At 71.0% G+C, this 24151-nt stretch carries 24 protein-coding genes; 3 read left to right on the plus strand and 21 right to left on the minus strand.

Features of this window, described 5'->3' with window-relative positions:
• Nucleotides 1-7: 7 nt before the first annotated feature.
• On the minus strand, nt 8-619 hold the full coding sequence (gene rpsD, locus ACTVZO_RS08925) for a 30S ribosomal protein S4 (RefSeq protein ID WP_150520470.1): 612 nt from the start codon (nt 617-619) through the stop codon (nt 8-10).
• A 55-nt stretch (nt 620-674) separates the two neighbouring features.
• On the opposite strand from rpsD, the gene ACTVZO_RS08930 reads away from it, so the two are divergent.
• Nucleotides 675-1559 (plus strand): DUF2470 domain-containing protein, encoded by an 885-nt coding sequence (locus ACTVZO_RS08930; protein ID WP_443297876.1) that lies wholly within the window; start codon nt 675-677, stop codon nt 1557-1559.
• Here the strand turns inward: ACTVZO_RS08930 and ACTVZO_RS08935 are convergent.
• The 5 genes from ACTVZO_RS08935 to ACTVZO_RS08955 form a co-directional block, all read right to left on the minus strand.
• Nucleotides 1553-2269 (minus strand): HNH endonuclease family protein, encoded by a 717-nt coding sequence (locus ACTVZO_RS08935; RefSeq protein ID WP_443297877.1) that lies wholly within the window; start codon nt 2267-2269, stop codon nt 1553-1555. The genes ACTVZO_RS08930 and ACTVZO_RS08935 overlap by 7 nt on opposite strands.
• Before the next feature lie 63 nt (nt 2270-2332).
• Nucleotides 2333-3685 (minus strand): replication-associated recombination protein A, encoded by a 1353-nt coding sequence (locus tag ACTVZO_RS08940; protein WP_443297878.1) that lies wholly within the window; start codon nt 3683-3685, stop codon nt 2333-2335.
• A 44-nt stretch (nt 3686-3729) separates the two neighbouring features.
• Nucleotides 3730-4344, minus strand: a complete 615-nt coding sequence (locus ACTVZO_RS08945) for a vitamin K epoxide reductase family protein (protein WP_443297879.1) — start codon at nt 4342-4344, stop codon at nt 3730-3732.
• Nucleotides 4345-4508: 164 nt separating this feature from the next.
• The gene (hisS, locus tag ACTVZO_RS08950; protein WP_443297880.1) at nt 4509-5768 is read right to left on the minus strand and encodes a histidine--tRNA ligase; all 1260 of its coding nucleotides are present in this window, start codon (nt 5766-5768) and stop codon (nt 4509-4511) included.
• Between the two features lie 10 nt (nt 5769-5778).
• Entirely contained in the window at nt 5779-6492 is a 714-nt protein-coding gene (locus tag ACTVZO_RS08955) for an MBL fold metallo-hydrolase (protein WP_443297881.1), read from the minus strand.
• Nucleotides 6493-6645: 153 nt separating this feature from the next.
• Between ACTVZO_RS08955 and ACTVZO_RS08960 the strand changes: the two genes are divergently transcribed.
• Together ACTVZO_RS08960 and ACTVZO_RS08965 are read left to right on the plus strand one after the other, a co-directional pair.
• Nucleotides 6646-7428, plus strand: coding sequence for a peptidylprolyl isomerase (locus ACTVZO_RS08960; protein ID WP_443297882.1), 783 nt, complete (start codon nt 6646-6648; stop codon nt 7426-7428).
• A gap of 193 nt (nt 7429-7621) precedes the next feature.
• Nucleotides 7622-8851 carry a DUF349 domain-containing protein gene (locus ACTVZO_RS08965; RefSeq protein WP_443297883.1) on the plus strand — a complete coding sequence of 410 codons (1230 nt, stop codon included), beginning with the start codon at nt 7622-7624 and terminating at the stop codon, nt 8849-8851.
• Between the two features lie 68 nt (nt 8852-8919).
• Here ACTVZO_RS08965 and ACTVZO_RS08970 read toward each other — a convergent pair whose 3' ends face one another.
• The 15 genes from ACTVZO_RS08970 to pgsA all read right to left on the minus strand — a co-directional run bounded on the left by ACTVZO_RS08970 (nt 8920) and on the right by pgsA (nt 24077).
• Nucleotides 8920-11343 carry a RelA/SpoT family protein gene (locus ACTVZO_RS08970; RefSeq protein WP_443297884.1) on the minus strand — a complete coding sequence of 808 codons (2424 nt, stop codon included), beginning with the start codon at nt 11341-11343 and terminating at the stop codon, nt 8920-8922.
• A gap of 223 nt (nt 11344-11566) precedes the next feature.
• Nucleotides 11567-12109, minus strand: a complete 543-nt coding sequence (locus tag ACTVZO_RS08975) for an adenine phosphoribosyltransferase (RefSeq protein ID WP_443303091.1) — start codon at nt 12107-12109, stop codon at nt 11567-11569.
• An 11-nt stretch (nt 12110-12120) separates the two neighbouring features.
• Nucleotides 12121-13191, minus strand: coding sequence for a protein translocase subunit SecF (gene secF, locus ACTVZO_RS08980; protein WP_443297885.1), 1071 nt, complete (start codon nt 13189-13191; stop codon nt 12121-12123).
• Nucleotides 13192-13194: 3 nt separating this feature from the next.
• Complete coding sequence (secD, locus tag ACTVZO_RS08985; RefSeq protein ID WP_443297886.1) at nt 13195-15000, minus strand: protein translocase subunit SecD; 1806 nt, start codon at nt 14998-15000, stop codon at nt 13195-13197.
• Between the two features lie 156 nt (nt 15001-15156).
• Entirely contained in the window at nt 15157-15618 is a 462-nt protein-coding gene (yajC, locus tag ACTVZO_RS08990) for a preprotein translocase subunit YajC (protein WP_443297887.1), read from the minus strand.
• Nucleotides 15619-15784: 166 nt separating this feature from the next.
• Nucleotides 15785-16843, minus strand: coding sequence for a Holliday junction branch migration DNA helicase RuvB (ruvB, locus tag ACTVZO_RS08995; protein ID WP_443297888.1), 1059 nt, complete (start codon nt 16841-16843; stop codon nt 15785-15787).
• A gap of 88 nt (nt 16844-16931) precedes the next feature.
• Nucleotides 16932-17564, minus strand: a complete 633-nt coding sequence (gene ruvA, locus ACTVZO_RS09000; RefSeq protein WP_443297889.1) for a Holliday junction branch migration protein RuvA — start codon at nt 17562-17564, stop codon at nt 16932-16934.
• Entirely contained in the window at nt 17561-18097 is a 537-nt protein-coding gene (ruvC, locus tag ACTVZO_RS09005; protein ID WP_443297890.1) for a crossover junction endodeoxyribonuclease RuvC, read from the minus strand. Before ruvC ends, ruvA begins: the two co-directional genes overlap by 4 nt.
• A gap of 125 nt (nt 18098-18222) precedes the next feature.
• Complete coding sequence (locus tag ACTVZO_RS09010) at nt 18223-18975, minus strand: YebC/PmpR family DNA-binding transcriptional regulator (protein WP_069919476.1); 753 nt, start codon at nt 18973-18975, stop codon at nt 18223-18225.
• Between the two features lie 57 nt (nt 18976-19032).
• Nucleotides 19033-19626 carry a pyridoxal 5'-phosphate synthase glutaminase subunit PdxT gene (gene pdxT / locus ACTVZO_RS09015; RefSeq protein WP_443297891.1) on the minus strand — a complete coding sequence of 198 codons (594 nt, stop codon included), beginning with the start codon at nt 19624-19626 and terminating at the stop codon, nt 19033-19035.
• Nucleotides 19627-19633: 7 nt separating this feature from the next.
• The gene (pdxS, locus tag ACTVZO_RS09020) at nt 19634-20551 is read right to left on the minus strand and encodes a pyridoxal 5'-phosphate synthase lyase subunit PdxS (protein WP_215144360.1); all 918 of its coding nucleotides are present in this window, start codon (nt 20549-20551) and stop codon (nt 19634-19636) included.
• 156 nt (nt 20552-20707) lie between these two features.
• Nucleotides 20708-21250: a hypothetical protein gene (locus tag ACTVZO_RS09025; protein ID WP_443297892.1), complete on the minus strand. Its 543-nt coding sequence runs from the start codon at nt 21248-21250 to the stop codon at nt 20708-20710.
• A 78-nt stretch (nt 21251-21328) separates the two neighbouring features.
• Complete coding sequence (locus tag ACTVZO_RS09030) at nt 21329-22501, minus strand: glycosyltransferase family 4 protein (RefSeq protein WP_443297893.1); 1173 nt, start codon at nt 22499-22501, stop codon at nt 21329-21331.
• On the minus strand, nt 22501-23412 hold the full coding sequence (locus tag ACTVZO_RS09035) for a phosphatidylinositol mannoside acyltransferase (protein WP_443297894.1): 912 nt from the start codon (nt 23410-23412) through the stop codon (nt 22501-22503). The genes ACTVZO_RS09030 and ACTVZO_RS09035 overlap by 1 nt, the downstream gene beginning before the upstream one ends.
• The gene (gene pgsA, locus ACTVZO_RS09040) at nt 23412-24077 is read right to left on the minus strand and encodes a phosphatidylinositol phosphate synthase (protein ID WP_362297895.1); all 666 of its coding nucleotides are present in this window, start codon (nt 24075-24077) and stop codon (nt 23412-23414) included. The genes ACTVZO_RS09035 and pgsA overlap by 1 nt, the downstream gene beginning before the upstream one ends.
• Nucleotides 24078-24151 lie beyond the last annotated feature (74 nt).

Consider the following 24151-nt stretch of genomic DNA (forward strand, 5'->3'; position numbering starts at 1 on the left):
GCCTGCGTCAGCGGGCGTAGTACTCGACGACGAGCTGCTCGTCGCAGATGACCGGGATTTCCTTGCGGTTCGGGTCGCGGTCCAGGCGGAAGGCCAGGGCCTTCAGGTTGACCTGCAGGTAGCGCGGGGTCTCGCCCTCGCCTGCGTAGCCACCCTCACGGGCAACCTGGAACGGAACCTTCTCGCGGCTGCGCTCGCGCACGGTGACGACGTCGTCCGGGCGGACACGGAACGACGGCTTGTCGACCTTGCCACCGTTGACCTCGATGTGGCCGTGAACGACCATCTGGCGGGCCTGGTAGATGGTGCGGGCGATGCCCGAACGCAGGACCAGGGCGTCGAGGCGACGCTCGAGCTCGACGACCAGCGCCTCGCCCGTCTTGCCCTCGGCCTTCTTGGCGCGGTCGTACGCGCGGGCCATCTGACGCTCAGAGATGTCGTACTGAGCGCGCAGACGCTGCTTCTCCAGCAGACGGACCTTGTAGTCCGAGTTCTGCTTGCGGCCACGGCCGTGCTCGCCCGGCGGGTAGGGGCGGGCCTCGAAGTACTTGACGGCCTTCGGGGTCAGCGCAATGCCGAGGGCACGCGACTTCTTGACCTTGGGTCGCTTCTGGTTCACGTGGAACCTACCTCCATGTAAGTTAGGTGAGGCTTACCTTAGCGAGGAGGACGTAATGTCTCGACCACATGGGATCCCCCTGCCCAGTGCGCATCGGAGTTCGGATTCCAACACAACGGAATCCGCTTTCGACAACGATAGGCAAGGTCAGCCGCGTCCCAGGGAAGGCGTTCGGCAGCTCACCGGAGCCGAACGCGTACGAACCCTCGTAGAGTCCAACGCCTCAGTATCCCTCACCCTGCCGGGTGCTCGTGACAGTCACGGGCCCGACGAGTTCGGGGCAGGGATGCCGGCCGCTCGGACCGTCACCCCGGACGGGGACGTGATTCTCCTTGTTTCCGCGGAGTCCGCGGCTGCCAGGGCAGCCGCTCACGCCCAGGACGACGACCTCACCGCCGTGATCGAGATCACGGATGTGGCGCCGGTGTCCGTGGCTCATCGTATCCGAGGCCGCGCGTGGCTGGCGGGCTGGCTGACGGCGGTGCGCGGGGCGGAGCGCGCGGCCTGCGCGGCACTGCTCGCGGAGCGGCAGCCGGTGGGCGAGCTGCTGGGGATGTCGGGCCGCCCCGCGTGGGTCATGCTCCGTCTGGAGGTCGGCGAGATCTCGGTGGACGACCTGTGGGGCGCCGAGCACGTGGACCCGGACGACATGGCCGCGGCGGCGCCCGACCCGATGGTCGCCCACGAGGCGGAGCTCCTCCAGCACCTGGCCTCCGCACACTCCGACCGGATCGGGGAGCTGTGCGGGCTGCTCGGCGCGCGGGAGGCGGACGGCATGGCCGCGACCCCGCTCGCCCTGGACCGCCTCGGCCTGCGCGTGCGCTTCACCGGGGGCGCGGCCGGCTCCTTCGACGCCCGGTTCGACTTCCCCGAGCCCGTGGCGGACATCTGCGGGCTGCGCCGTGCGATGCGGACGCTGTTCGCCGCGGCCGGTCACTGAGGGCAGGTGGCGAGCATCTCCTGGAGCGCGAGCTTCTCGGGCGGCGTCACCGACAGCCGGTACTTGGCCTTGATCCCGGTGTAGCGGCGCGCGTACTCGCACCAGTACGTCGTGAGGGGCGGCTTCCACTTGTCGGCGGTCTTGCTGCTCTTCTCGTAGTTCGTCTGCTTGTCGACGGCGAGCAGCACGTCGAGGTCGTTGGCGTACTCGAGCCTGCGCTGCGGGGTCCAGGCGTACGCGCCGCCCCGCCAGGCGGCGCCCAGCGCGACGACGTGGTCGGTCTGGATCTGCGAGGCGCGCCGGTAGGAGTAGGGGAGCTCCTTGCCGGTGTACGGGTCGTGCAGCACCCCGGAGATCACGACGCAGGGGTTCCGGTCGCCCTCGCGGAGCTCCTTGAGGTCCCGGCGCAGCACGTCGTCCCGGGTGTCACACCCGTTGCGCCCGCCGATGCCGTCGGTCTCGTCCGACCAGTACCGGCCGAAGTTCTCCCGCTTGTACGTCTCCCAGTTCCTGCCCCACTCGACCTTCAGCCCCGCCAGCTGCGTCCGGGCGGTGGCCGCGGCCGGCGGAAACCCGGCGCCGGCGAGCGGCACCTGGGCCACCAGCGCCCGGACCTCGCCCTGCGCGGGTTCCTCGTGGTGGCATGCGCCGAGCAGCAGCGCCGCCGTCACGGCGACGACCGGCACGACGGCCGGCACACGGGGTCCCATGCGACGGAGCATCCCATACCCAGGGCCCCGCCCGGGGGCACGGCGCCGCGACGGCGCCGCAGGTCAGGACCCGCCGCGCAGCCGCTCCCGCACCTTCTCCACCACGTCCGCGTACCGCGCCTCCGCCCCGTACCGCGTCGGCTCGTAGTACCGCTTGCCGTGGATCTCGTCCGGCGCGTACTGCTGCGCCGCGATGGCGCCCGGCACGTCGTGCGGGTACACGTACCCCACCGCGTGCCCCAGCTTCGCCGCGCCCTTGTAGTGCCCGTCCCGCAGGTGCGCCGGCACGGACCCGGCCAGTCCGGCCCGTACGTCCGCCAGCGCCGCCCCGATCGCGGTGGTGGCCGTGTTGGACTTCGGGGCCAGCGCCAGCGCGATCGTGGCGTGCGAGAGGGTCAGCGCGGCCTCCGGGAAGCCGATCATCGCCACCGCCTGGGCCGCGGCCACCGCGAGCGGCAGGGCCGTCGGGTCGGCCAGGCCGATGTCCTCGCTCGCCGAGATCATCAGGCGCCGCGCGATGAACCGCGGGTCCTCCCCCGCGTCGATCATCCGGGCCAGGTAGTGCAGCGCCGCGTCCACGTCCGACCCGCGGATCGACTTGATCAGCGCGCTCGCCACGTCGTAGTGCTGGTCGCCGTCCCGGTCGTAGCGGACGGCGGCGCGGTCGACCGCCTCCTCCACCGTCTGGAGGGTGATCTCCGCCTCGCCCTTGGCGATGGCCGCCCCGGCCCCCGCCTCCAGCGCGGTGAGCGCCCGCCGGGCGTCGCCTCCGGCGATCCGCAGCAGGTGCGCCTCGGCGTCCGCGGGCAGGGCGACCGCCCCGCCCAGGCCGCGCTCCTCCGTCAGCGCCCGCCGCATCAGCGCGCTCAGGTCCTCGTCCGTCAGCGGCTCCAGCGTCAGCAGCAGGGAGCGCGACAGCAGCGGGGAGATGATCGAGAAGTACGGGTTCTCGGTGGTGGCCGCGATCAGTGTCACCCAGCGGTTCTCGACGGCCGGGAGCAGCGAGTCCTGCTGCGCCTTGCTGAAGCGGTGGATCTCGTCGAGGAAGAGGACGGTGTCCTTGCCGTACCCGCCGGCCGCGCGCTTCGCGCCCTCGATGACCGCGCGTACCTCCTTGACCCCCGCGGTGATCGCGGACAGCTCCACGAACCGCTTCTGCGTGGCCTGGCTGACCACGTAGGCCAGGGTCGTCTTCCCGATGCCCGGCGGCCCCCAGAGGATCACCGAGGAGGCACCGGCGGGGCCCCCGGCCCCGTCTCCGACCAGCCGCCGCAGCGGTGATCCGGGCTTCAGCAGGTGCTGCTGGCCGACGACCTCGTCCAGGGTGCGCGGGCGCATCCGGACGGCGAGTGGAGAGGTCGAGGGGTCCTTCTCCCGGCGGTCTTCGGCAGCGGCGGTGAACAGGTCTGGTTCCACACGGGAAGCCTATGCGAGGCCACCGACAGTCCCGCCGCCTCCGGTCAGGAGGTCCAGAAGTCCCACCAGCGCGTCAGGATCAGCATGCCGATGATCCCGATGTGCAGGACCGGGAGCACCCAGGTGAACTCGTCGAGGAAGCCCTTCAGCCAGCCCGGCGCGGGCAGCAGGCCCTGACGGACGTTGTGCGAGGTGACGTACCAGAACATCAGGATCGTGGCGACCCAGGCCAGGCAGCACCACAGGCAGAGCGAGTTGATGTTGTACAGCGACTGGTAGGTCAGCCAGGCGCAGAAGACGACGCCGAAGAGGGTGCCCGCGTTGAGCGTCAGCCAGTACCAGGGGCGGAAGCGCGCCCCGGCCAGCAGGCTCATGCCGACGCAGATCACGATGCCGTAGGCGACGAGCCCGAGCATGGGGTTCGGGAAGCCGAACGCCGACGCCTGGTCGCTCTTCATGATGTTGCCGCAGGAGACGATCGGGTTCAGGCTGCAGGCCGGCTTGAAGTTCGGGTCCTCCAGCAGCTTGAACTTGTCGAGCGTGATGATCCAGGCGGCGAGCAGACCCGCGGCCCCCGTGATCACCAGCAGCAGGGCCAGCGCCCGGCTGCCCCCGGTCGTCCCGGGAGTGGTGTCCGCGTCCGCGCTTCGTGTCGTCATACCGATACCGATCCCGCCCGCTCCGCATTCCCAAGGTCATCAAGCAGGGCCATTGTGCCGTACGGGACCGTGCGTCCACCGTTCGACGGGGATAAGGACCCGGGAAACGCGGAAGGGGCGGGGCCGGGGCGCTCCCCGGCCCCGCCCCTCGGCGGGCGGCCGCGTCAGCCCAGGCGGGCCTGGATCACGGTGAGCAGCTCGGCCACCGGCACGGCGGCCTGCTCGCCGGACTCCATGTCCTTGAGCTGGACGACGCCCTCGGCGAGGTCGCGGTCGCCCGCGACGACCGCGAAGCGCGCGCCGCTGCGGTTCGCGTCCTTCATGGCGCCCTTGAGGCCCTTGCCCCCGTAGGACATGTCGGCGGCGATGCCCGCCTTGCGCAGCCGGGTCACCAGCCCGAACAGGACCGGCTTGGCCTCGCCCAGGGCCACGGCGAACACCGACGTCGCCGCCGGGAGGTCCAGCTCGATGCCCTCGGCCTCGAGCGCCAGCACCGTACGGTCCACGCCCAGGGCCCAGCCCACGGACGGCAGCGCGGGGCCGCCGATCATCTCGGACAGGCCGTCGTAGCGGCCGCCGCCGCCCACCGCGGACTGCGAGCCCAGACCGTCGTGGACGAACTCGAAGGTGGTCCGCGTGTAGTAGTCGAGCCCGCGCACCAGCTTCTCGTCGTCCTCGAAGGCGACGCCGGCCGCCGTGATCAGGGCCCGCACCTCCTCGTGGTACGCCTTGCACGCGTCACACAGGTAGTCCCGCAGCATCGGAGCGCCGACCAGCTGCTTCTGTACGTCGGCCCGCTTGTCGTCGAGCACGCGCAGCGGGTTGATCTCGGCCCGGCGGATGGTCTCCGCGTCCAGGTCGAGGCCGCGCAGGAAGGACTGCAGGGCCTCCCGGTACACCGGGCGGCACTCCTTGTCGCCCAGCGAGTTCAGCAGGATCCGGAAGTCGCGCAGACCCAGCGAGCGGTACGCCTGGTCGGCCAGGATGATCAGCTCGGCGTCCAGGGCCGGGTCCTCGGCACCGATCGCCTCGGCACCGACCTGCGAGAAGTGGCGGTAGCGGCCCTTCTGCGGGCGCTCGTAGCGGTAGTACGAGCCCGAGTACCAGAGCTTGACCGGCAGGTTGCCCTGCTTGTGCAGGCTCGCCTCCAGCGCCGCGCGCAGCACCGAGGCCGTGCCCTCGGGGCGCAGGGCGAGCTGGTCGCCGCCCTTGGTCTCGAACGCGTACATCTCCTTGGAGACGATGTCGGTGGACTCGCCCACACCGCGGGCGAAGAGGCCGACGTCCTCGAAGCCGGGGGTCTCGATGTAGCCGTAGCCGGAGTTGCGCAGGGGGGCCGAGATGGCCTCGCGCACGGCCAGGTACTTCACGGAGACCGGCGGGATCAGGTCGTACGTGCCCTTGGGGGCCTTGAAGGTGCTCACGAAACTCTCGTCACATTCCTCGTCGTGGAGCGGCTGTCGGGTCCGCTGCCAGGCCGGCCGCGACCTCCCGCAGGTACGGGTTGGTCGCGCGCTCGCGGCCGATGGTCGTCTGGGGACCGTGGCCGGACAGCACCACGGTCGAGTCGTCGAGCGGCAGGCACACGCGGCCAAGCGACCGGAGCATCTCGGCGTGGGAGCCGCCGGGCAGGTCGGTGCGTCCGATGGAGCCGGCGAAGAGCAGGTCGCCGGAGAAGAACACGGACGGGACGTCCGGGGACTCCGGCATCCGGAAGGTCACCGACCCCTTGGTATGCCCCGGCGCGTGCGCCACGGAGAAGTCCATTCCGGCCAGCTTCAGGGCGGCGCCGTCGGTCAGCTCGCGGACGTCGTCCGGCTCGCCCACGGTCAGCTCGCCCATGAGCGGCATCCCGATGGAGCGGCCGAGGGCCTTCTCCGGGTCGCTCATCATGTAGCGGTCCTCGGGGTGGATCCAGGCCGGAACGTCGTGTGCTCCGCACACCGGGACCACCGAGGCCACATGATCGATGTGGCCGTGGGTCAGCACGACCGCGACGGGCTTGAGCCGATGCTTCTTCAGCGTCTCCTCGACACCCTGGACGGCCTGGTGGCCCGGGTCGATGATCACGCACTCCTCACCGGCGGCGGGGGCGACCAGGTAACAGTTGGTCCCCCAGGCCCCGGCGGGGAACCCGGCAATCAGCACGTTCGTCCTCAATCGTCGTCCGGCGGGAGGCTGCAGATCGGAATGCTGCTGCTCAGAGCCTACCGGCGCCCCTCATCACACAGCGAACCCATATACGGTACGGCCTAACCCAGCCCGGACAGTGGTACCAGAGACGCACAAGGAGACGACCCGGTGGTCACGAGCGATCAGCGGCGGCGACAGCTCGCCAGGGAGAAGTACGAGCGCCAGCAGAAGCGCCGGGCCGAGGCCCGCCAGAAGTCACGCCGACGGGGGGCGGTGATCGGCGCGGCGGTGGCCGTGGTGGTCGCGGCGCTGGTCGGCCTCATCGTGGGCGGCGTCTTCGACAAGGACACGAAGGACCAGGCGGCCGACCCGGCCGCGAGCCCGTCGGCCTCGCCGTCCCCGAAGCAGTCCCCCTCGCCCGAGATGGCCATCGACCAGAAGGCGAAGTACACCTTCGCCCTGAAGACGAGCGCGGGCGACATCGGCTTCACCATGGACGCGTCGAAGACCCCGCAGACCGTGAACTCGTTCAAGTCGCTGGCCGACAAGGGCTACTTCGACAACACCAAGTGCCACCGGCTGACGTCGAGCGGGATCTTCGTGCTCCAGTGCGGAGACCCCGAGGGCACCGGCATGGGCGGCCCCGGCTACAACATCCCGGACGAGAACCTGGACTCGCTCGGCAAGGCGAACGACAAGGGCCAGGTCGTCTACCCGGCCGGCACGGTCGCGATGGCCAACACCGGCCAGCCCGGCTCGGGCGGCAGCCAGTTCTTCCTGGTCTACAAGGACAGCCCGCTGGCGCCCTCGTACACGCCGTTCGGCAAGATCGACGCGGCGGGCCTGAAGGTCCTGGAGGAGATCGCGAAGGCGGGCGCCGCCGACGGCGGCTCGGACGGGGCGCCGAAGAACGAGGTCAAGATCGAGAAGGGCACCGTCACCCAGAACTGACCGGAAGCAGCTGCCGCGGGCCCGGCGGCCCCTTACCGCGCGTACGTCGATATTCCGTCGTGCGGGATGCGGACAGCCGGCCCGGCGGTCGCCTATGTTGGCGTTGTGCAGGGCGGGCGCGGCCCGCCCCAGGAAACTGTGGACGATGCCCAGGGGGTGAACCCCTCGCAGGGCATCAGGTGGAGGAGGCGCTGTGAGCAGCGACCCGTGGGGCCGAGTCGACGAGACGGGCACCGTGTACGTGCGTACTGCCGAGGGCGAGCAGGTCGTCGGTTCGTGGCAGGCGGGCACCCCTGAGGAGGCCCTGGCCTATTTCGAGCGCAAGTACGAGGGCCTTGTGGTGGAGATCGGCCTCCTCGAAAAGCGGGTGCGGACCACCGATCTGTCCGCCAAGGACGCGCAGACGGCGATCGACCACCTGCGCACGCAGGTGGACGAGCACCACGCCGTGGGTGACCTCGGCGCGCTGCGCGTGCGGCTGGACAAGCTGGTCGAGACCGTCGAGTCGCGGCGCGAGGAGCGCAAGGCCCAGAAGGCCAAGCAGACCGACGAGGCCCGCGCCGCCAAGGACGCGCTGGTCGTCGAGGCCGAGCAGCTGGCGCAGAGCGACCAGTGGCGCAGTGCCGGCGAGCGGCTGCGCGCCCTGGTGGACATCTGGAAGGGTCTGCCGCGGCTGGACCGCAAGTCGGACGACGAGCTGTGGCACCGCTTCTCGCACGCCCGCTCCGCGTTCTCCAAGCGCCGCAAGGCGCACTTCGCCTCGCTGGACGCGCAGCGCGAGGATGCCCGCAAGGTCAAGGAGAAGCTGGTCGCCGAGGCCGAGTCGCTGTCGAAGTCGGCCGACTGGGGTCCGACGGCCGCCCGCTACCGCGAGCTGATGGCGGACTGGAAGGCGGCGGGCCGGGCGCAGCGCGAGGCCGAGGACGACCTGTGGAACCGCTTCCGCGGCGCGCAGGACGTGTTCTTCGCGGCGCGCAGCGAGGTCTTCGCCGAGCGCGACGCCGAGCAGGTGGAGAACCTGAAGCTCAAGGAGGAGCTGGCCGACGAGGCCGAGAAGCTCGTCCCGATCACCGACCTGAAGGCGGCCCGTGCCGCGTTCCGCTCCCTCAACGAGCGCTGGGAGGCCATCGGCCACGTGCCGCGGGACGCCCGGCCGAAGGTCGAGGGCCGGATGCACACCGTGGAGCGGGCCATCCAGGAGGCCGAGGAGGGCGAGTGGCGCCGTACGAACCCGGAGGCGCGGGCGCGTGCGGCCGGTCTGACGGGTCAGCTCCAGGCGGCCGTCGACAAGCTGCGTGAGCAGATCGACGCGGCGCGCGCGGCGGGCAACAACGCGAAGGCCGACAAGCTCTCGCGCGAGCTGGAGGGCCGCCAGGCCCTGCTGGACCAGGCGCTGAAGGGCCTGGAGGAGTTCGGCGGCTGAGCCGGCTCCCCGAGCACGCACGAGGGCCCCGGTACGGATGATCCGTACCGGGGCCCTCGTGCGTGTGGCTACGGCCGGCGGGCCGAGGTCACGCGGTAGACGTCGTACACGCCCTCCACGCCCCGTACGGCCTTCAGGACGTGGCCCAGGTGCTTGGGGTCGCCCATCTCGAAGGTGAAGCGGGAGGTGGCCACGCGGTCGCGGGAGGTCTGGACGGCGGCCGAGAGGATGTTCACGTGCTGGTCCGACAGGACGCGGGTGACGTCCGAGAGCAGGCGGGACCGGTCCAGGGCCTCGACCTGGATGGCGACCAGGAAGACCGAGGACTGGGTGGGCGCCCACTCGACCTCCAGCATCCGCTCGGGCTGCTGGGAGAGCGAGTCGACGTTGACGCAGTCCGCGCGGTGAACCGATACGCCGCTGCCGCGCGTGACGAACCCGATGATCGGGTCGCCCGGCACCGGGGTGCAGCAGCGGGCCAGCTTGACCCACACGTCGTCGACGCCCTTGACCACGACGCCCGGGTCGGCGTTGCTGCGCCGCTTGTTGCGGGCGCGCGCCGGCGGGATGGACTCCTCGATGTCCTCGTTGGCGGCTTCCTCGCCGCCGAGGGCCTGTACGAGCTTCTGCACGACGCCCTGCGCGGCCACGTGGCCCTCGCCGATCGCCGCGTACAGGGAGGAGATGTCGGGGTAGCGCATCTCGTGCGCGAGGGTGACCAGGGAGTCGCCGGTCAGGATGCGCTGGATCGGCAGGTTCTGCTTGCGCATGGCCCGCGCGATGGCGTCCTTGCCGTGCTCGATGGCCTCGTCGCGGCGCTCCTTGGAGAACCAGGCGCGGATCTTGTTACGGGCCCGCGGGGACTTGACGAAGCCGAGCCAGTCGCGGGACGGGCCCGCCCCCTCGGCCTTGGAGGTGAAGACCTCGACGAGGTCGCCGTTGTCGAGCGTGGACTCCAGCGGGACGAGGCGGCCGTTGACCCGGGCCCCTATGGTCCGGTGGCCGACCTCGGTGTGGACGGCGTACGCGAAGTCCACGGGCGTGGCTCCGGCCGGCAGCGCGATGACGTCGCCCTTGGGCGTGAAGACGAAGACCTCGTTGCGGGAGAGGTCGAAGCGCAGCGAGTCGAGGAACTCGCCCGGGTCCTCGGTCTCCTTCTGCCAGTCGAGCAGCTGGCGCAGCCAGGCCATGTCGTTGACGGTGTCCTGCCCGGCGCTGCCCTTGGCGGCCTGCGGGACGTCGGTGCGGACCTTGGAGGTGCCGGCGACGGTCTGCTGCTTGTACTTCCAGTGGGCGGCGATGCCGTACTCGGCGCGGCGGTGCATGTCGAAGGTGCGGATCTGGAGCTCGACCGGCTTGCCGCTGGGCCCGATGACCGTCGTGTGGAGCGACTGGTACATGTTGAACTTGGGCATCGCGATGTAGTCCTTGAACCGGCCGGGAACCGGATTCCAGCGCGCGTGCACGGTGCCGAGGGCCGCGTAGCAGTCCCGGACGGTGTCGACGAGGACGCGGATGCCCACCAGGTCGTAGATCTCCGCGAAGTCACGGCCTCGGACGATCATCTTCTGGTAGACGCTGTAGTAGTGCTTGGGCCGGCCGGTGACGGTGGCCTTGATGCGGGCCGCCCTGAGGTCGGTCTGCACCTCGTCGGTGACGACGGCGAGGTATTCGTCGCGCTTGGGCGCGCGCTCGGCGACCAGGCGCACGATCTCGTCGTACATCTTCGGGTAGAGGATCGCGAAGGAGAGGTCTTCGAGCTCCCACTTGATCGTGTTCATGCCCAGCCGGTGCGCCAGCGGGGCGTAGATCTCGAGGGTCTCGCGGGCCTTCTTCTCCTGCTTCTCCCGCTTGAGGTAGCGCATGGTGCGCATGTTGTGCAGGCGGTCGGCGAGCTTGATCACCAGGACCCGCGGGTCCTTGGCCATCGCCACGACCATCTTGCGGACGGTCTCGGCCTGCGCGGCCTCGCCGAACTTGACCCGGTCGAGCTTGGTGACGCCGTCGACGAGGAGGGCCACCGCGTCGCCGAAGTCGCGGCGCAGGTCTTCGAGGCCGTACTCGGTGTCCTCGACGGTGTCGTGCAGCAGACCCGCCATCAGGGTGGCGGGGTCCATGCCGAGCTCGGCGAGGATGGTCGTGACCGCGAGCGGGTGGGTGATGTACGGGTCGCCGCTCTTGCGCTTCTGGCCGCGGTGCCAGCGCTCGGCGACCTGGTAGGCCTGTTCCAGCTGGCGCAGCGTCGCCGTCTCGATCTTCGGGTCGTTGCTGCGGACTATGCGGAGCAGCGGCTCCAGTACCGGGTTGTACGGGTTGGAGCGCTGGACGCCCAGCCGGGCGAGCCGGGCGCGCACCCGGTTGGAGGACCCGGCCGACTTCGCCGGCGCGGGCTTGACCGGCGGGGCCGGCGGGGGCGTGGCGGCGGGCGCCGCGGCCTGCTCGGCCTGCGGGTCGGGCTGCGCGGCGGGGAGTGGCTGGACCTCGTCTGGCAAGAGCGCTCCTCTGGGGGTCCCCCCGTACGAAGGGTGGGGGAGGATCCGGTGCCCGTGTCCGGTCCGGATAACCCATCGTAGCGAGGGTTGGCCCCCCTCGTTCCCCGGGCCTCCGTCCCCCGCGGGTCCGCTGCCGGGGGCCGGCCCCCGGCAGCGGCGCCGGACACGCGAACGGCGGGCACCCGGGATGTCCCGGATACCCGCCGCTCGGCGAGCGAGAAGGTCAGACCACGATCAGCGCATCGAGCGGAGCCCCGCCCAGTGCGTCGGCCAGCCGCAGGCGCCCCGGCAGGAACGACAGCTCCATCAGGACCGCCACGCCGGCGACCTCCGCCCCGGCCCGCCGGATCAGCGAGAGCGAGGCCTCGGCGGTGCCGCCGGTGGCCAGGACGTCGTCGATGACCATGACCCGGTCACCGGCCGACAGATCCTCCGCGTGGACCTCGATCTCCGCGGTCCCGTACTCCAGCTCGTACGACTGCGCCAGCGTCGCTCCCGGCAGCTTCCCGGCCTTGCGCACCGGAATGAAGCCGATCCCGGCCTGCACGGCCACCGGAGCCGCCAGGATGAACCCGCGTGCCTCCAGCCCGACGATCTTCGTCGCCCCGTACTGCCCGGCCAGCGCGACCAGCGCGTCCGTCAGCGCCGCGAACGCCTTCGCGTCCGCCAGCAGCGGGGTGATGTCCTTGAACATCACGCCCGGCTTCGGGTAGTCCGCCACGTCCCTGATCCGGCCGAGCAGCAGCTCGCGCACGTCCTCGGACAGCGGCGACGCCGTCACCGGCGCCGCCCCGGCTGACGGCCCTGTGCCTGCGCCCGCGCCACGACCTCCGGCTCGTCCGCGGCGGAGACCTCACCGTCCGCGGACTCGCCCTTGGCCGCCGCGGACGCGCGCTTCGCGAGCACCCGCTTCTTCAGGGCCTTCATCGCCGGCTCGCGCTCCTTGAGGTCCACGACCAGCGGGGTCGCGATGAAGATCGAGGAGTACGCACCGGCCGCGAGGCCGACGAACAGCGACAGCGAGATGTCGTTCAGCATGCCGGCGTCCAGCAGACCGCCACCGATGAACAGCAGGGCCGCGACCGGGAGCAGCGCCACGACCGTGGTGTTGATCGAGCGGACCAGCGTGCCGTTGATGCTGCGGTTGGCGATCTCGCTGTACGTGAAGCGGGTCTGCTTGGTGATGTCCTTCGACCCCTCCTTGAGACCGTCGAAGACGACGACGGTGTCGTAGAGCGAGTAACCGAGGATCGTCAGCAGACCGATGACCGTACCCGGCGTGACCTCGAAGCCGACCAGCGCGTAGATGCCCACCGTGATCGTGAGGTCGTGGATCAGGGCGATCAGCGCCGCGACCGCCATCCGCCACTCGAAGGCGATGGCCAGGTAGATCACCACGAGGACCATGAAGATCCCGAGGCCGGTCCAGGCCTTGTTCGCGATCTGCTCGCCCCAGCTGGGACCGACCAGGTCCGCGTTGATGTCGGCCTCGGTGACCTTCAGGTCGGTGGCGAGCTGCTTCTTCACCGCGGTGGCGGCGTCGGTGTCCAGACCGGAGATCTGGATCCGCAGGCCGCCGGTGCCGAGTTCCTGGACGATCGCGTCGTGGCCCGAGGCCTTCTCCGCGTCCTCGGTCGCCTTGGCGACGGAGACGGCCGTCTTCGGGGTGGTGAAGACGGCACCGCCCTTGAACTCGATGCCCATGTTGAGGCCCTGAATGGCCAGGGCCGCGATCGCCGTGATGGTGATCAGGATGGAAACGCCGTACCAGATGAAGCGCTTGCCGACGAAGTCGTAGCCGACCTCACCGCGGTACAGCCTGGCGCCGAGATCTCCCAGCTTCGACATCTCTCACGCCTCCTTTGCGTCGACGGGGGCGGGTGCGGCGGTACGGCGGGACCGGCGCAGCGGCGGCTTGGCACCGAGCCGCTCCGGGTCCAGCCCGGACCACGGGTGACCGCTGGCGAAGAACTTCGTACGCGCCAGCAGCGTCATGATCGGCTTGGTGAAGAGGAACACCACGACCACGTCGAGCAGGGTGGTGAGACCCAGCGTGAAGGCGAAGCCCTGCACCTTGCCGACCGTGACGATGAACAGCACCGCGGCCGCCAGGAACGACACGAAGTCGGAGACCAGGATGGTGCGCCGGGCCCGCGGCCAGGCGCGCTCGACGGCCGGACGCAAGGTGCGGCCCTCGCGGATCTCGTCGCGGATGCGTTCGAAGTACACGATGAACGAGTCCGCCGTGATGCCAATCGCGACGATCGCACCGCAGACGGCGGGCAGGTTCAGCGCGAAGCCGATGCCCTTTCCGAGCAGCGCCATGATCGTGTAGGTGAGGATGGCGGAGACCAGGAGGCTGATGATGGCGACGAACGCCAGGCCCCGGTAGTACACCAGCAGGTAGATCACCACGAGCAGCAGGCCGATGGCGCCGGCGATCAGGCCGGCCTTCAGCTGCTCGCCGCCGAGCGCGGCGGTGACGGTGGTGACGCTGTCCTCGCTGAAGGAGAGCGGCAGGGCGCCGTACGAGAGCATGTTGCCCAGGTCCTGCGCGGACTGCTGGGTGAAGCCGCCCGAGATCTCCGCGTTGCCGCCGGTCAGCGCCTGACTGACGGACGGGTCGGAGATGACCTGGCCGTCGAGGACGATGGCGAACTGGTTCTGCGGGGCCTGCTTGGTGGCGAGCTCACCGGTGATCTTGGCGAACTTGTCGGCGCCCTTGTCGGTGAACTGCATCGTGACGATCCACATGCCGCGCTGCGGGTCGATCTGACCCTTGGCGTCCTTGACGTCCTGGCCGTCGACCTGGGCCGGGCCGAGGATCCACTTGCCCCAGGCGGCGCCGCGCTGGCCACAGGCGACCATCGGGTCCTCGGGCTTGACGCCCTTGCCGGCGGCCGCGCGCTGCTCCTCGTTGGTGCAGTCCAGCTTGGCGAAGGCCTCCTGCAGGCCGGCGGCCGCGGTGTCCTCCGCCGCCGGGGGCGTGGAGGGCGACGGAGCGCCCGACGCCGAGCCCGACGGGGTCGGCGTGGCCTTGTTGTCGTCTGCCTTCTTCGACTCGCTACCCGAGGGGGTGGGAGTGGGGGCGTTCGGGGCCTTGAGGGCCTCGCTGAGCGCACGGCCCTGGGAAGTGGCGCTGGACGACGGGGTGGCCGACGGGGACTTGCCGTCATCGGCCTTGGGGGCGCCGGAGCCGCTCGCGGAGGGGCTCGGGCTCTGGTTGCCCTCGGGCGCGGCGGGGGCGCCGTCGGCGAAGGCGAGGACCGGACGGAAGTACAGCTGGGCGGTGGTACCGACCTGCTCGCGCGCCTGCTGCTCGTTCGTCCCCTTGGGGATGTTCACGATGATGTGGTCGCGGCCCTGGGTCTGGACCTCGGCCTCCGATACGCCGAGACCGTTGACGCGGCGCTCGATGATGCCGACCGCCGTGTTCATGTTGGTCTCGTTGATCGCGTCCGGCTTGCCGGGCTCGCTCTTGGCCTTGAGCGTGATGCTCGTGCCGCCGGCGAGGTCGATGCCCAGCCGGGGAGTCGTCTGATGAGAGAGGAACATCCCCGCGGTGAGCGCCACCATCGCGATCAGGATGATCGCCAGGGCGCGCCCCGGCCTCCCCTGAGCCCCCGTGGGCCGCCGGCCCTTCTTCGGTGCTGCCACCTTGTCGTTTCTCCCTGTCCAACCGCCCCGCGCCGGGTCAGCGCGCGGACGGCCACGAAATGTGTGGTGGGGACCCCTGCCCCCCGCAGAAGTGGGTCACTGCCCGGGACCGCGACGGCCACCGGTCAGGCGGCTTCGCGGTCCCCGGCCCGTGCGCTACTTCGCGCCGGGCTCGCCGTCCGGCTTTCCGTCCTTGGGCTCGTCGCCCTTGGGCTCCTCGTCCTTCGGCTCGTCCTTCTTGCCGAGGTCGAGCTTGGGGGCCGCGTCCTCGTCCTTCCCGGTGAGGGAGGAGGCGTCGTCGGGGACGACCGGCGTGTCGATGGTCAGATCATCGGTGGTGCCGTGGACGATGCGGTTGTATTCCGCGTCTTCGAGGACGGCGCCGATGGCGTTCTTCGCGAAGATCGCGTGGACGCCGGGAGCCACCTCGAGGGTGACGGTGTCGTCACCGATCTCCTTCACCGTGGCGTACATGCCGCCAATGGTGCGGACCCCGGTGCCGGGCGTCATCTGGTCGCGCATCTGCGCGGCAGCCTGCTGCTTCTTCTTCGCGGAGCGGGTCATCAGGAACATCGCCCCGATGAGCACGATGAACGGGAGGAGTGTCACGAGATTCACGGGACGGAGATCCTTCGCACGACCGCACGCGGGACGGCGGCCTTTTCTACGGGGGTGGGCATGCCGACCCGAAAGGGCGGCATCGGCGGAGTCTAGGCGAGTCCGCACCGATGGAACAACGCCCAGCATGGCACCGCAGTTCCTGAGGGTGCGAACCTCCGCGCCGTCAGGCCCCGAACAAGCCCTGTTGTCCGCTTGATCCGCTGCCGTGCTGCTGCGGCGGCACGAGCCCCAGGTGGGACCAGGCGGCGGGCGTCGCGACGCGGCCCCTGGGGGTGCGGGCGAGCAGGCCCTCGCGGACGAGGAAGGGCTCGGCGACCTCCTCGACGGTCTCCCGCTCCTCGCCGACGGCGACGGCGAGCGTGGACAGGCCCACGGGCCCGCCGCCGAAGAGCTTGAGCAGCGCCTCCAGCACGGCCCGGTCGAGCCGGTCGAGCCCGCGCGCGTCCACCTCGTACACCTGGAGGGCGGTACCGGCCACCTCGCGGTTGATCACGCCGTCGGCCCGGACCTGGGCGTAGTCCCGGACGCGGCGCAGCAGGCGGTTCGCGATGCGGGGCGTGCCGCGGGAGCGGCCGGCGATCTCGGCGGCGCCGGCGGTGTCGATCTCGACGTCGAGGAGGCGGGCGGAGCGGTGGATGACGCGTTCCAGCTCCTCGGGGGCGTAGAACTCCATGTGCCCGGTGAAGCCGAACCGGTCGCGCAGCGGGGGCGGCAGCAGGCCGGCCCGGGTGGTAGCCCCGACCAGGGTGAACGGCGGCAGCTCCAGCGGGATCGCGGTGGCCCCTGGACCCTTGCCGACGATCACGTCGACCCGGAAGTCCTCCATGGCCATGTAGAGCATCTCCTCGGCGGGCCGGGACATGCGGTGGATCTCGTCGAGGAAGAGCACCTCGCCCTCCTGGAGGGAGGAGAGGATCGCGGCGAGGTCGCCGGCGTGCTGGATGGCGGGGCCGGAGGTGATGCGGATGGGCGCGCCCATCTCCGCCGCGATGATCATCGACAGGGTGGTCTTGCCGAGGCCGGGGGCGCCGGAGAGCAGGACGTGGTCGGCGGTGGCGCCGCGCTGCCTGGCCGCCTTGAGGACGAGGTCCAGCTGCTGGCGGACCTTCTCCTGGCCGACGAACTCCTCGAGGTCCTTGGGACGCAGCGCCGCCTCGACGGCGGTGTCTTCCCCGTCTGCTGCCGGCGCGACAATGCGGTCGCTCTCGTCGTCCCAGTTCACGGTGTCAGTCTGCCTTCTCGGTTCGTACGGTGCGTCGTCGGGTGCGGCCCGCTGCCGGGGCTCCGCCCCGGCGGCGGCGCCGCGCCGGTCAGCGGGCTCGGTTCAGGGACTGGAGGGCCGCGCGCAGCAGCTGGGGAACGGGCGCGGAACCGCCGGCGGCGATGGCGGCCTCGGCCTGCGGCGCCACCGCGGAGACGGCCTCCTCGGCCTCTCGGGAGGCATAGCCCAGCCCGATGAGCGCCGCGGCCAGCTGCTCCGTCCACGGCGCCGGACCCGAGGCGGCGGCCCTCTGCGCCCCCACCAGACCGCTGGAGCCGAGCGGCGCGCCCAGTTTGTCCTTCAGCTCCAGCAGCAGCTTCTGCGCGCCCTTCTTGCCGATCCCCGGCACCGCCGTCAGCGCCTTCTCGTCACCCGTCGAGACGGCGACCCGCAGCGCGTCCGGGCTGTGCACCCCGAGCATCGCCTGCGCGAGTCGCGGGCCGACGCCGCTCGCGGTCTGGAGCAGTTCGAAGACCTGCCGCTCGTCGTCGTCGGCGAAGCCGTACAGCGTGAGCGAGTCCTCCCGTACGACCAGTGAGGTGGCCAGCCGGGCCTGTTCGCCCGTCCGCAGGCCGGCGATCGTGTTCGGCGTGCAGTGCACGGCCATGCCCACTCCCCCGACCTCGATCACGGCCAGGGTGGGGGCGAGCGCGGCGACGGGGCCGCTGACGAAGGCGATCATCGGGTACGGCCTTTCGAGCCTGAGGCGTGCAGGGCGACCGCCTGCTGGAGGCGGTTCTGGGCGGGGGCCCGCCAGATGTGGCAGATGGCCAGGGCGAGGGCGTCGGCGGCGTCGGCCGGCTTCGGCGGTGCGTCCAGCCTGAGCAGGCGGGTCACCATGGCCCCGACCTGGGCCTTGTCGGCCCGGCCGCTGCCGGTGACGGCGGCCTTGACCTCGCTCGGCGTGTGCAGGGCGACCGGTATTCCGCGCCGGGCCGCGCACAGCATGGCGACGGCACTCGCCTGGGCGGTGCCCATCACGGTGCTCACGTTGTGCTGGCTGAACACCCGCTCCACGGCGACGACTTCGGGCCGGTGCGTATCGAGCCATTCCTCGATGCCCTGCTCGATGGCGACGAGCCGGTCGCCCAACTCCGCATCCACGGGCGTGCGTACGACGCCGACCCCGAGCATGGCCATGGGACGGCCGGCGACCCCTTCGACGACGCCGATGCCGCATCGCGTCAGTCCCGGGTCCACGCCGAGTACGCGCATCCCGCCCCCATCCTCGATCACATGTCCGTGTTCGTGCAGGGTATCGGGACCCACTGACAAAGAGGCCAAAGCGACGGGCCGACAGGATGTGTCCTGTCGGCCCGTCGTCGCAATCGCTGCCCTGCTCAGGCGTCGACCTTCTCCATGACCTCGTCCGAGACGTCGAAGTTGGCGAAGACGTTCTGCACGTCGTCGCTGTCCTCCAGCGCGTCGATCAGCTTGAAGATCTTGCGCGCGCCCTCTTCGTCCAGCTCGACCTGCATCGAGGGGACGAAGCTGGCCTCGGCCGAGTCGTAGTCGATGCCGGCGTCCTGGAGCGCGGTACGGACCGCGACCAGGTCGGTGGCCTCGCTGATGACCTCGAAGGACTCACCGATGTCGTTGACCTCTTCGGCGCCGGCCTCGAGCACCGACTCCAGGACGTCGTCCTCGGACAGTTCACCCTTGGGCAGTACGACGACGCCCTTGCGGTTGAACAGGTACGAGACCGAGCCGGGGTCGGCCATCGAACCGCCGTTGCGGGTCATGGCGACCCGCACGTCGGAGGCGGCACGGTTGCGGTTGTCGGTGAGGCACTCGATGAGCACCGCGACGCCGTTCGGGCCGTAGCCCTCATACATGATCGTTTCGTAGTCGGCGCCGCCGGCCTCGAGACCACCGCCGCGCTTGACCGCGGAGTCGATGTTCTTGTTCGGGACCGAGCTCTTCTTGGCCTTCTGGATGGCGTCGAACAGCGTCGGGTTGCCGTCGATGTCGGCGCCGCCCATACGGGCCGCGACCTCGATGTTCTTGATCAGCTTCGCGAAGAGCTTGCCGCGCTTGGCATCGATCACGGCCTTCTTGTGCTTCGTCGTAGCCCATTTAGAGTGGCCGGACATCCGCCTGTCTCCTTCGCGTCACCAACAGTGTTCGTGTCCGATCCTACCGGGACCTGATTACAGCCCCGCGCGCACCATGTCGACGAAGTACGCGTGGACTCGGTCGTCGCCGGTCAGCTCGGGGTGGAACGAGGTCGCGAGGACGTTGCCCTGCCGGACGGCGACGGTGTGGCCGTCGTACGTGGCGAGCACCTCCGCGGCGGCGCCGACGGACTCGACCCACGGGGCGCGGATGAAGACGCCCTGCACCGGGCCGCCCTCGATGCCCGCGAAGTCGATCTTCGCCTCGAAGGACTCGTTCTGGCGGCCGAAGGCGTTGCGGCGCACGATCATGTCGATGCCGCCCAGGGTCTCCTGGTCCTCACGGCCGTCCAGGAGCTTGCCCGCGAGCATGATCATGCCGGCGCAGGTGCCGTACACCGGCATGCCGGCGGCCACGCGCTCGCGCAGCGGCTCCAGCATGCCGAACAGCACGGCGAGCTTCGACATGGTCGTGGACTCGCCGCCCGGGATCACCAGGGCGTCGACCTCGGCGAGCTCCTCGGGACGCCGGACCGGCCTGGCCACGGCGTCCGCCGCGGCCAGGGCGATCAGGTGCTCCCGGACGTCGCCCTGGAGAGCCAGGACACCGATCACGGGGGGATTCGTCATGTCGGTACTACCAGCCGCGGTTGGCGTAGCGCTCGGCCTCGGGGAGGGTGTCGCAGTTGATGCCGACCATGGCCTCGCCCAGGTTGCGGGACGCGTCCGCGATGATCTTCGGGTCGTCGTAGAAGGTGGTGGCCTTCACGATGGCGGCGGCGCGCTTGGCCGGGTCGCCCGACTTGAAGATGCCGGAGCCGACGAAGACGCCCTCGGCGCCGAGCTGGCGCATCAGCGCGGCGTCGGCGGGGGTGGCGACGCCACCGGCGGAGAACAGGACGACCGGGAGCTTGCCGAGCTCGGCGACCTCCTTGACGAGCTCGTACGGGGCGCGCAGCTCCTTGGCGGCGGCGAACAGCTCGTTGTTGTCGTAGCCGCGCAGGCGGGCGATCTCGTTCTTGATCTGGCGCAGGTGGCGGACGGCCTCGACGACGTTGCCGGTGCCGGCCTCGCCCTTCGAGCGGATCATGGCCGCGCCCTCGGCGATGCGGCGCAGGGCCTCGCCCAGGTTGGTGGCGCCACAGACGAAGGGGGTGGTGAAGGCCCACTTGTCGGAGTGGTTGACCTCGTCGGCCGGGGTCAGGACCTCGGACTCGTCGATGTAGTCGACGCCGAGGGACTGAAGGACCTGGGCCTCGACGAAGTGGCCGATGCGGGACTTCGCCATGACCGGGATGGACACGGCCTCGATGATCTCTTCGATCATGTTCGGGTCCGACATGCGCGCCACGCCGCCGTCCTTGCGGATGTCGGCGGGGACCCGCTCGAGGGCCATGACGGCCACGGCGCCGGCGTCTTCGGCGATCTTCGCCTGCTCGGCGTTGACCACGTCCATGATCACGCCGCCCTTGAGCTGCTCGGCCATGCCGCGCTTGACGCGCGAGGTGCCGATGGCCGACTCAGCGGACTGGGGAGTGGTGGGAAGCGTGCTCACGGATTGACCTCACTCGAAAGGAACTCGAAAGGAAGACGGGTGCTACTGGTACTACTCCGCCGAGCAAACCCCACGGACCAGTCCACTACAAGGGCCAATATGGAGCCAGTGGCCCCCGCAATTGTCCCTCGCGGCCCTGGCGGGGTGTCGTGTCGCTCAGACCGGCCGCTCCGCGAGGTCCGCCGGAGGCTCGTCGTCCATTTCGAAGGCCAGCGGGAAGGGCGCGTGCCCGGCCAGCCGGAACCAGCGGACCTTGCGGTGCCTGCGCAGGGCCCGTGCGGCCCGTACGGCGTCGTTGTGGAACCTGCGCGCCATGGGCACCCGCCGCACGGCCGCCGCCAGCTCCTCGGCGGCCTCCGCCCCGCCCGGCGCGGCCTTCAGCACCTCGACCTGGTCGGCGTCGGTGAACACGGCGCGCAGCGCCTGGCTGAGCTCGCTCTCGGCGACCTCCCGGTGCTCCTCCTCGGCCTGCCGCGCGGCATGCGCGGACTCGTACAGCACGAGCGAGGACGCGGGGTCGAGCACTCCCGAGGTGGCCACCTCCACCACCACGGAGGCCCGCCGCACGAGCTGCGCGTCGAGCGCGGCCCGCGCGGCGTCCATCCGCGAGTGCAGCCGGTCGAGCCGCCCGGCGGTCCAGCTGAGGTAGACCCCGACGGCACCGAGCGCGAGGGCAATCCAGACAAGGGTTTCGATCACGCTGCGCGACCCTACCGCTCAGCGTGCCCCCGGCCCCCATCGGGCCCGGCCCGTACGTGCGAGCCGGGCGTGGGGCCGTCAGGAGGCGGTGGTGTCCTTCGAGAAGCCCAGCCGGGTGCGGAGGGGGACCCGTTCGTCCGTGGCCACCGCCGCCGCACCGTCCGTGACCGTCTCGTAGACGGCGAGGATGTCCGCGCCGACCGTGGACCAGTCGAAGCGGCGGACGTGCGCCGAGCCGCGGGCGCTCAGCTCCGCGCGGCGGGCCGGGTCGCGCAGCAGGGCGATCGCGCCGGCCGCGAGGGCGTCGGCGTTCTCGTTCGTGAAGAGGTCTCCCGCCCCGCCCTGGTCCAGGACCTGGGCGAAGGCGTCCAGGTCGGACGCCAGCACCGTCGCGCCCGCCGACAGGGCCTCGACCAGGATGATGCCGAAGCTCTCGCCGCCGGTGTTCGGCGCCACGTACACGTCGACGCTGCGCAGCAGCCGCGCCTTGTCCTCGTCCGAGACCATGCCCAGGAACTCGACCCGGGAGCGGAGCTCGGCCGGCAGGGAGGCCACCGCCTCCTCCTCGTCGCCGCGGCCCGCGACGAGGAGCCGTACGTCCGGGCAGGCCGCCACGATCTTCGGGAAGGCCGCCATCAGCACGGGCAGGCCCTTGCGCGGCTCGTCGATGCGGCCGATGAAGCCGAGGGTCTGCCCGGACCAGTCCGGACGGGGCTCCGCGGCCGCGAAGAAGTCCACGTCGACGCCGTTGGGGATGACCACCGCGTCGCCGCCCAGGTGCTCCACGAGCGTGCGCCGGGCGTACTCGCTCACCGCGATCCGGGCGCTGATCTTCTCCAGGGCCGGCTGGAGGATCGGGTACGCCGCGATCATCGCCCGCGAGCGCGGGTTCGAGGTGTGGAAGGTCGCCACGATCGGGCCCTGCGCGGCCCAGCAGGACAGCAGCCCCAGCGAGGGCGAGGCCGGCTCGTGGATGTGGATCACGTCGAAGGTGCCGTCGTGCAGCCAGCGCCGCACCCGGGCGGCGGAGAGGAAGCCGAAGTTGAGGCGGGCGACGGAGCCGTTGTAGGGCACCGGCACGGCGCGGCCCGCCGAGATCACGTACGGCGGCAGCGGGGTCTCGTCGTCCGCCGGGGCCAGGACCGACACGTCGTGGCCGAGGCGGATCAGGTGCTCGGCGAGGTCCCGGATGTGGAACTGGACCCCGCCCGGGACGTCCCACGAATACGGGCACACGATGCCGATCTTCACTACGGGCGCTCCCCCTGGTCGGTCAGATCGTCCAGCCACAGCCGCTGCAGCATGTGCCAGTCCTCCGGGTGCTCGGCGATGCCCCACGCGAAGGCGTCCGCCACGGCCTGGGTCATGGCGGCGGTCTTCTCGATCCGCGTTCCGGTCCCGGGCACCTCCACCTCGGGGTGGATCCGGCCGTACATCTTCGGCGAGTCCCCGTAGTAGAGGGTCGCCGGGAGCAGTACCGCCCCCGTCTGCTGTGCCAGCAGCGCCGGCCCGGCCGGCATGCGGGCCTTGGCGCCGAAGAAGTCCACCTCGACCCCGGAGGCCGACAGGTCACGGTCGGCGACCAGGCAGACCAGGCCGCCGGCGCGCAGCCTGCGCGCGAGGGTGCCGAAGGCGGCGCCCCCGCTGTGCGGCAGGACCTCCATGCCGAGGCTCTCGCGGTAGGCCACGAAGCGGTCGTAGAGGCTCTCGGGCTTGAGGCGCTCGGCGACCGTGGTGAACGGCACGCCGATGTGGCCGATGGCCCAGGCGCCCGCGAGGTCCCAGTTGGCCAGGTGCGGCAGGGCCACGACGACCCCGCGTCCGGAGGCGAGGGCCTCCCGGAGGATGTGGTCGTCCTTCATCTCGACGTCCGAGCCGAACCGCGTGGGGTCCATGGCCGGCAGCCGGAAGGATTCCATCCAGTACCGCATGTACGAGCGCATGCCCGCGTGCGACAGCTCGCGCAGCCGCTCCGGCGTCGCGTCCGGCACCACCCGGGCCAGGTTGGACTCCAGCCGCAGCACGCTCTTGCCGCGCCGCTTCCACGCCACGTCCGCGATCTTGCGGCCCAGGGCCACCGCGGCCGGTTCCGGGAGCTTCTTCACTCCGGCCCAGCCGAGCCCGTACAGTCCGTCGACCAGCTTGTCCCGCGCCGCGCCCATCAGGCAGCGCCGCCCTCGGCGGCGGCCGCGGCGGCGTCCGCCTCGGCGGACTCGCGGCGTACGGTGACCACGCGCTGGATCAGCGTGACGAGCGAGCCGGCCGCCACGATCCACAGCGCGATCGGCAGCAGCACCCCGATCCAGGACGGCACGCCGAAGGTCTGCAGCCCGGACAGGCCGGCCGCGACCAGCGAGATCACCAGCCGCTCGGCGCGCTCGATCAGTCCGTTGACGGCGACCGGCAGGCCGATCGACTCGCCGCGGGCCTTGGTGTAGGAGACCACCTGGCCGCTGGCCAGGCAGAAGATCGCCACCGCGCAGAGCGCGTTGTCGTTGCCGGAGCCCGCGTACCAGAGGGCGAGTCCGCCGAAGATCGCCGCGTCCGCCACCCGGTCGAGGGTGGAGTCGAGGAAGGCGCCCCACCGGCTGGAGACGCCGGCCTGGCGGGCCATGTTCCCGTCCACCAGGTCGGAGAAGACGAAGAGGGTGATGGTGATCGTGCCCCAGAAGAACTCGCCCCGGGGGAAGAAGACCAGCGCTCCCGCCACCACTCCGGCCGTGCCGATCAGGGTGACCGCGTCCGGACTCACCCCCCGCCGGAGCAGAAACGCGGCGAACGGCGTGAGAACACGCGTGAAGAATGCACGCGCGTACTTGTTCAGCATGGCCTTCCCGGAGGGTCGCTGGGCCGCACGGCCACCACGGCCACCGGCTGGCCCATCGTAGCCAGCACCCCGCC

The organism is Streptomyces sp. IBSNAI002 (assembly GCF_052244475.1).
Taxonomy (GTDB): domain Bacteria; phylum Actinomycetota; class Actinomycetes; order Streptomycetales; family Streptomycetaceae; genus Streptomyces.

Excerpts from the sequence above, each read along its gene's own strand:
- ACTVZO_RS09010 (WP_069919476.1), bottom strand. The coding sequence starts at position 18,975 with ATGTCCGGCCACTCTAAATGGGCTACGACGAAGCACAAGAAGGCCGTG.
- ACTVZO_RS08930 (WP_443297876.1), top strand. The coding sequence starts at position 675 with ATGTCTCGACCACATGGGATCCCCCTGCCCAGTGCGCATCGGAGTTCG.
- ruvA (WP_443297889.1), bottom strand. The coding sequence starts at position 17,564 with ATGATCGCCTTCGTCAGCGGCCCCGTCGCCGCGCTCGCCCCCACCCTG.
- ACTVZO_RS08945 (WP_443297879.1), bottom strand. The coding sequence starts at position 4,344 with ATGACGACACGAAGCGCGGACGCGGACACCACTCCCGGGACGACCGGG.
- secF (WP_443297885.1), bottom strand. The coding sequence starts at position 13,191 with ATGTCGAAGCTGGGAGATCTCGGCGCCAGGCTGTACCGCGGTGAGGTC.
- ACTVZO_RS08935 (WP_443297877.1), bottom strand. The coding sequence starts at position 2,269 with ATGGGACCCCGTGTGCCGGCCGTCGTGCCGGTCGTCGCCGTGACGGCG.
- pdxT (WP_443297891.1), bottom strand. The coding sequence starts at position 19,626 with ATGACGAATCCCCCCGTGATCGGTGTCCTGGCTCTCCAGGGCGACGTC.
- ACTVZO_RS09035 (WP_443297894.1), bottom strand. The coding sequence starts at position 23,412 with ATGGGCGCGGCGCGGGACAAGCTGGTCGACGGACTGTACGGGCTCGGC.
- ruvC (WP_443297890.1), bottom strand. The coding sequence starts at position 18,097 with ATGCGCGTACTCGGCGTGGACCCGGGACTGACGCGATGCGGCATCGGC.
- pgsA (WP_362297895.1), bottom strand. The coding sequence starts at position 24,077 with ATGCTGAACAAGTACGCGCGTGCATTCTTCACGCGTGTTCTCACGCCG.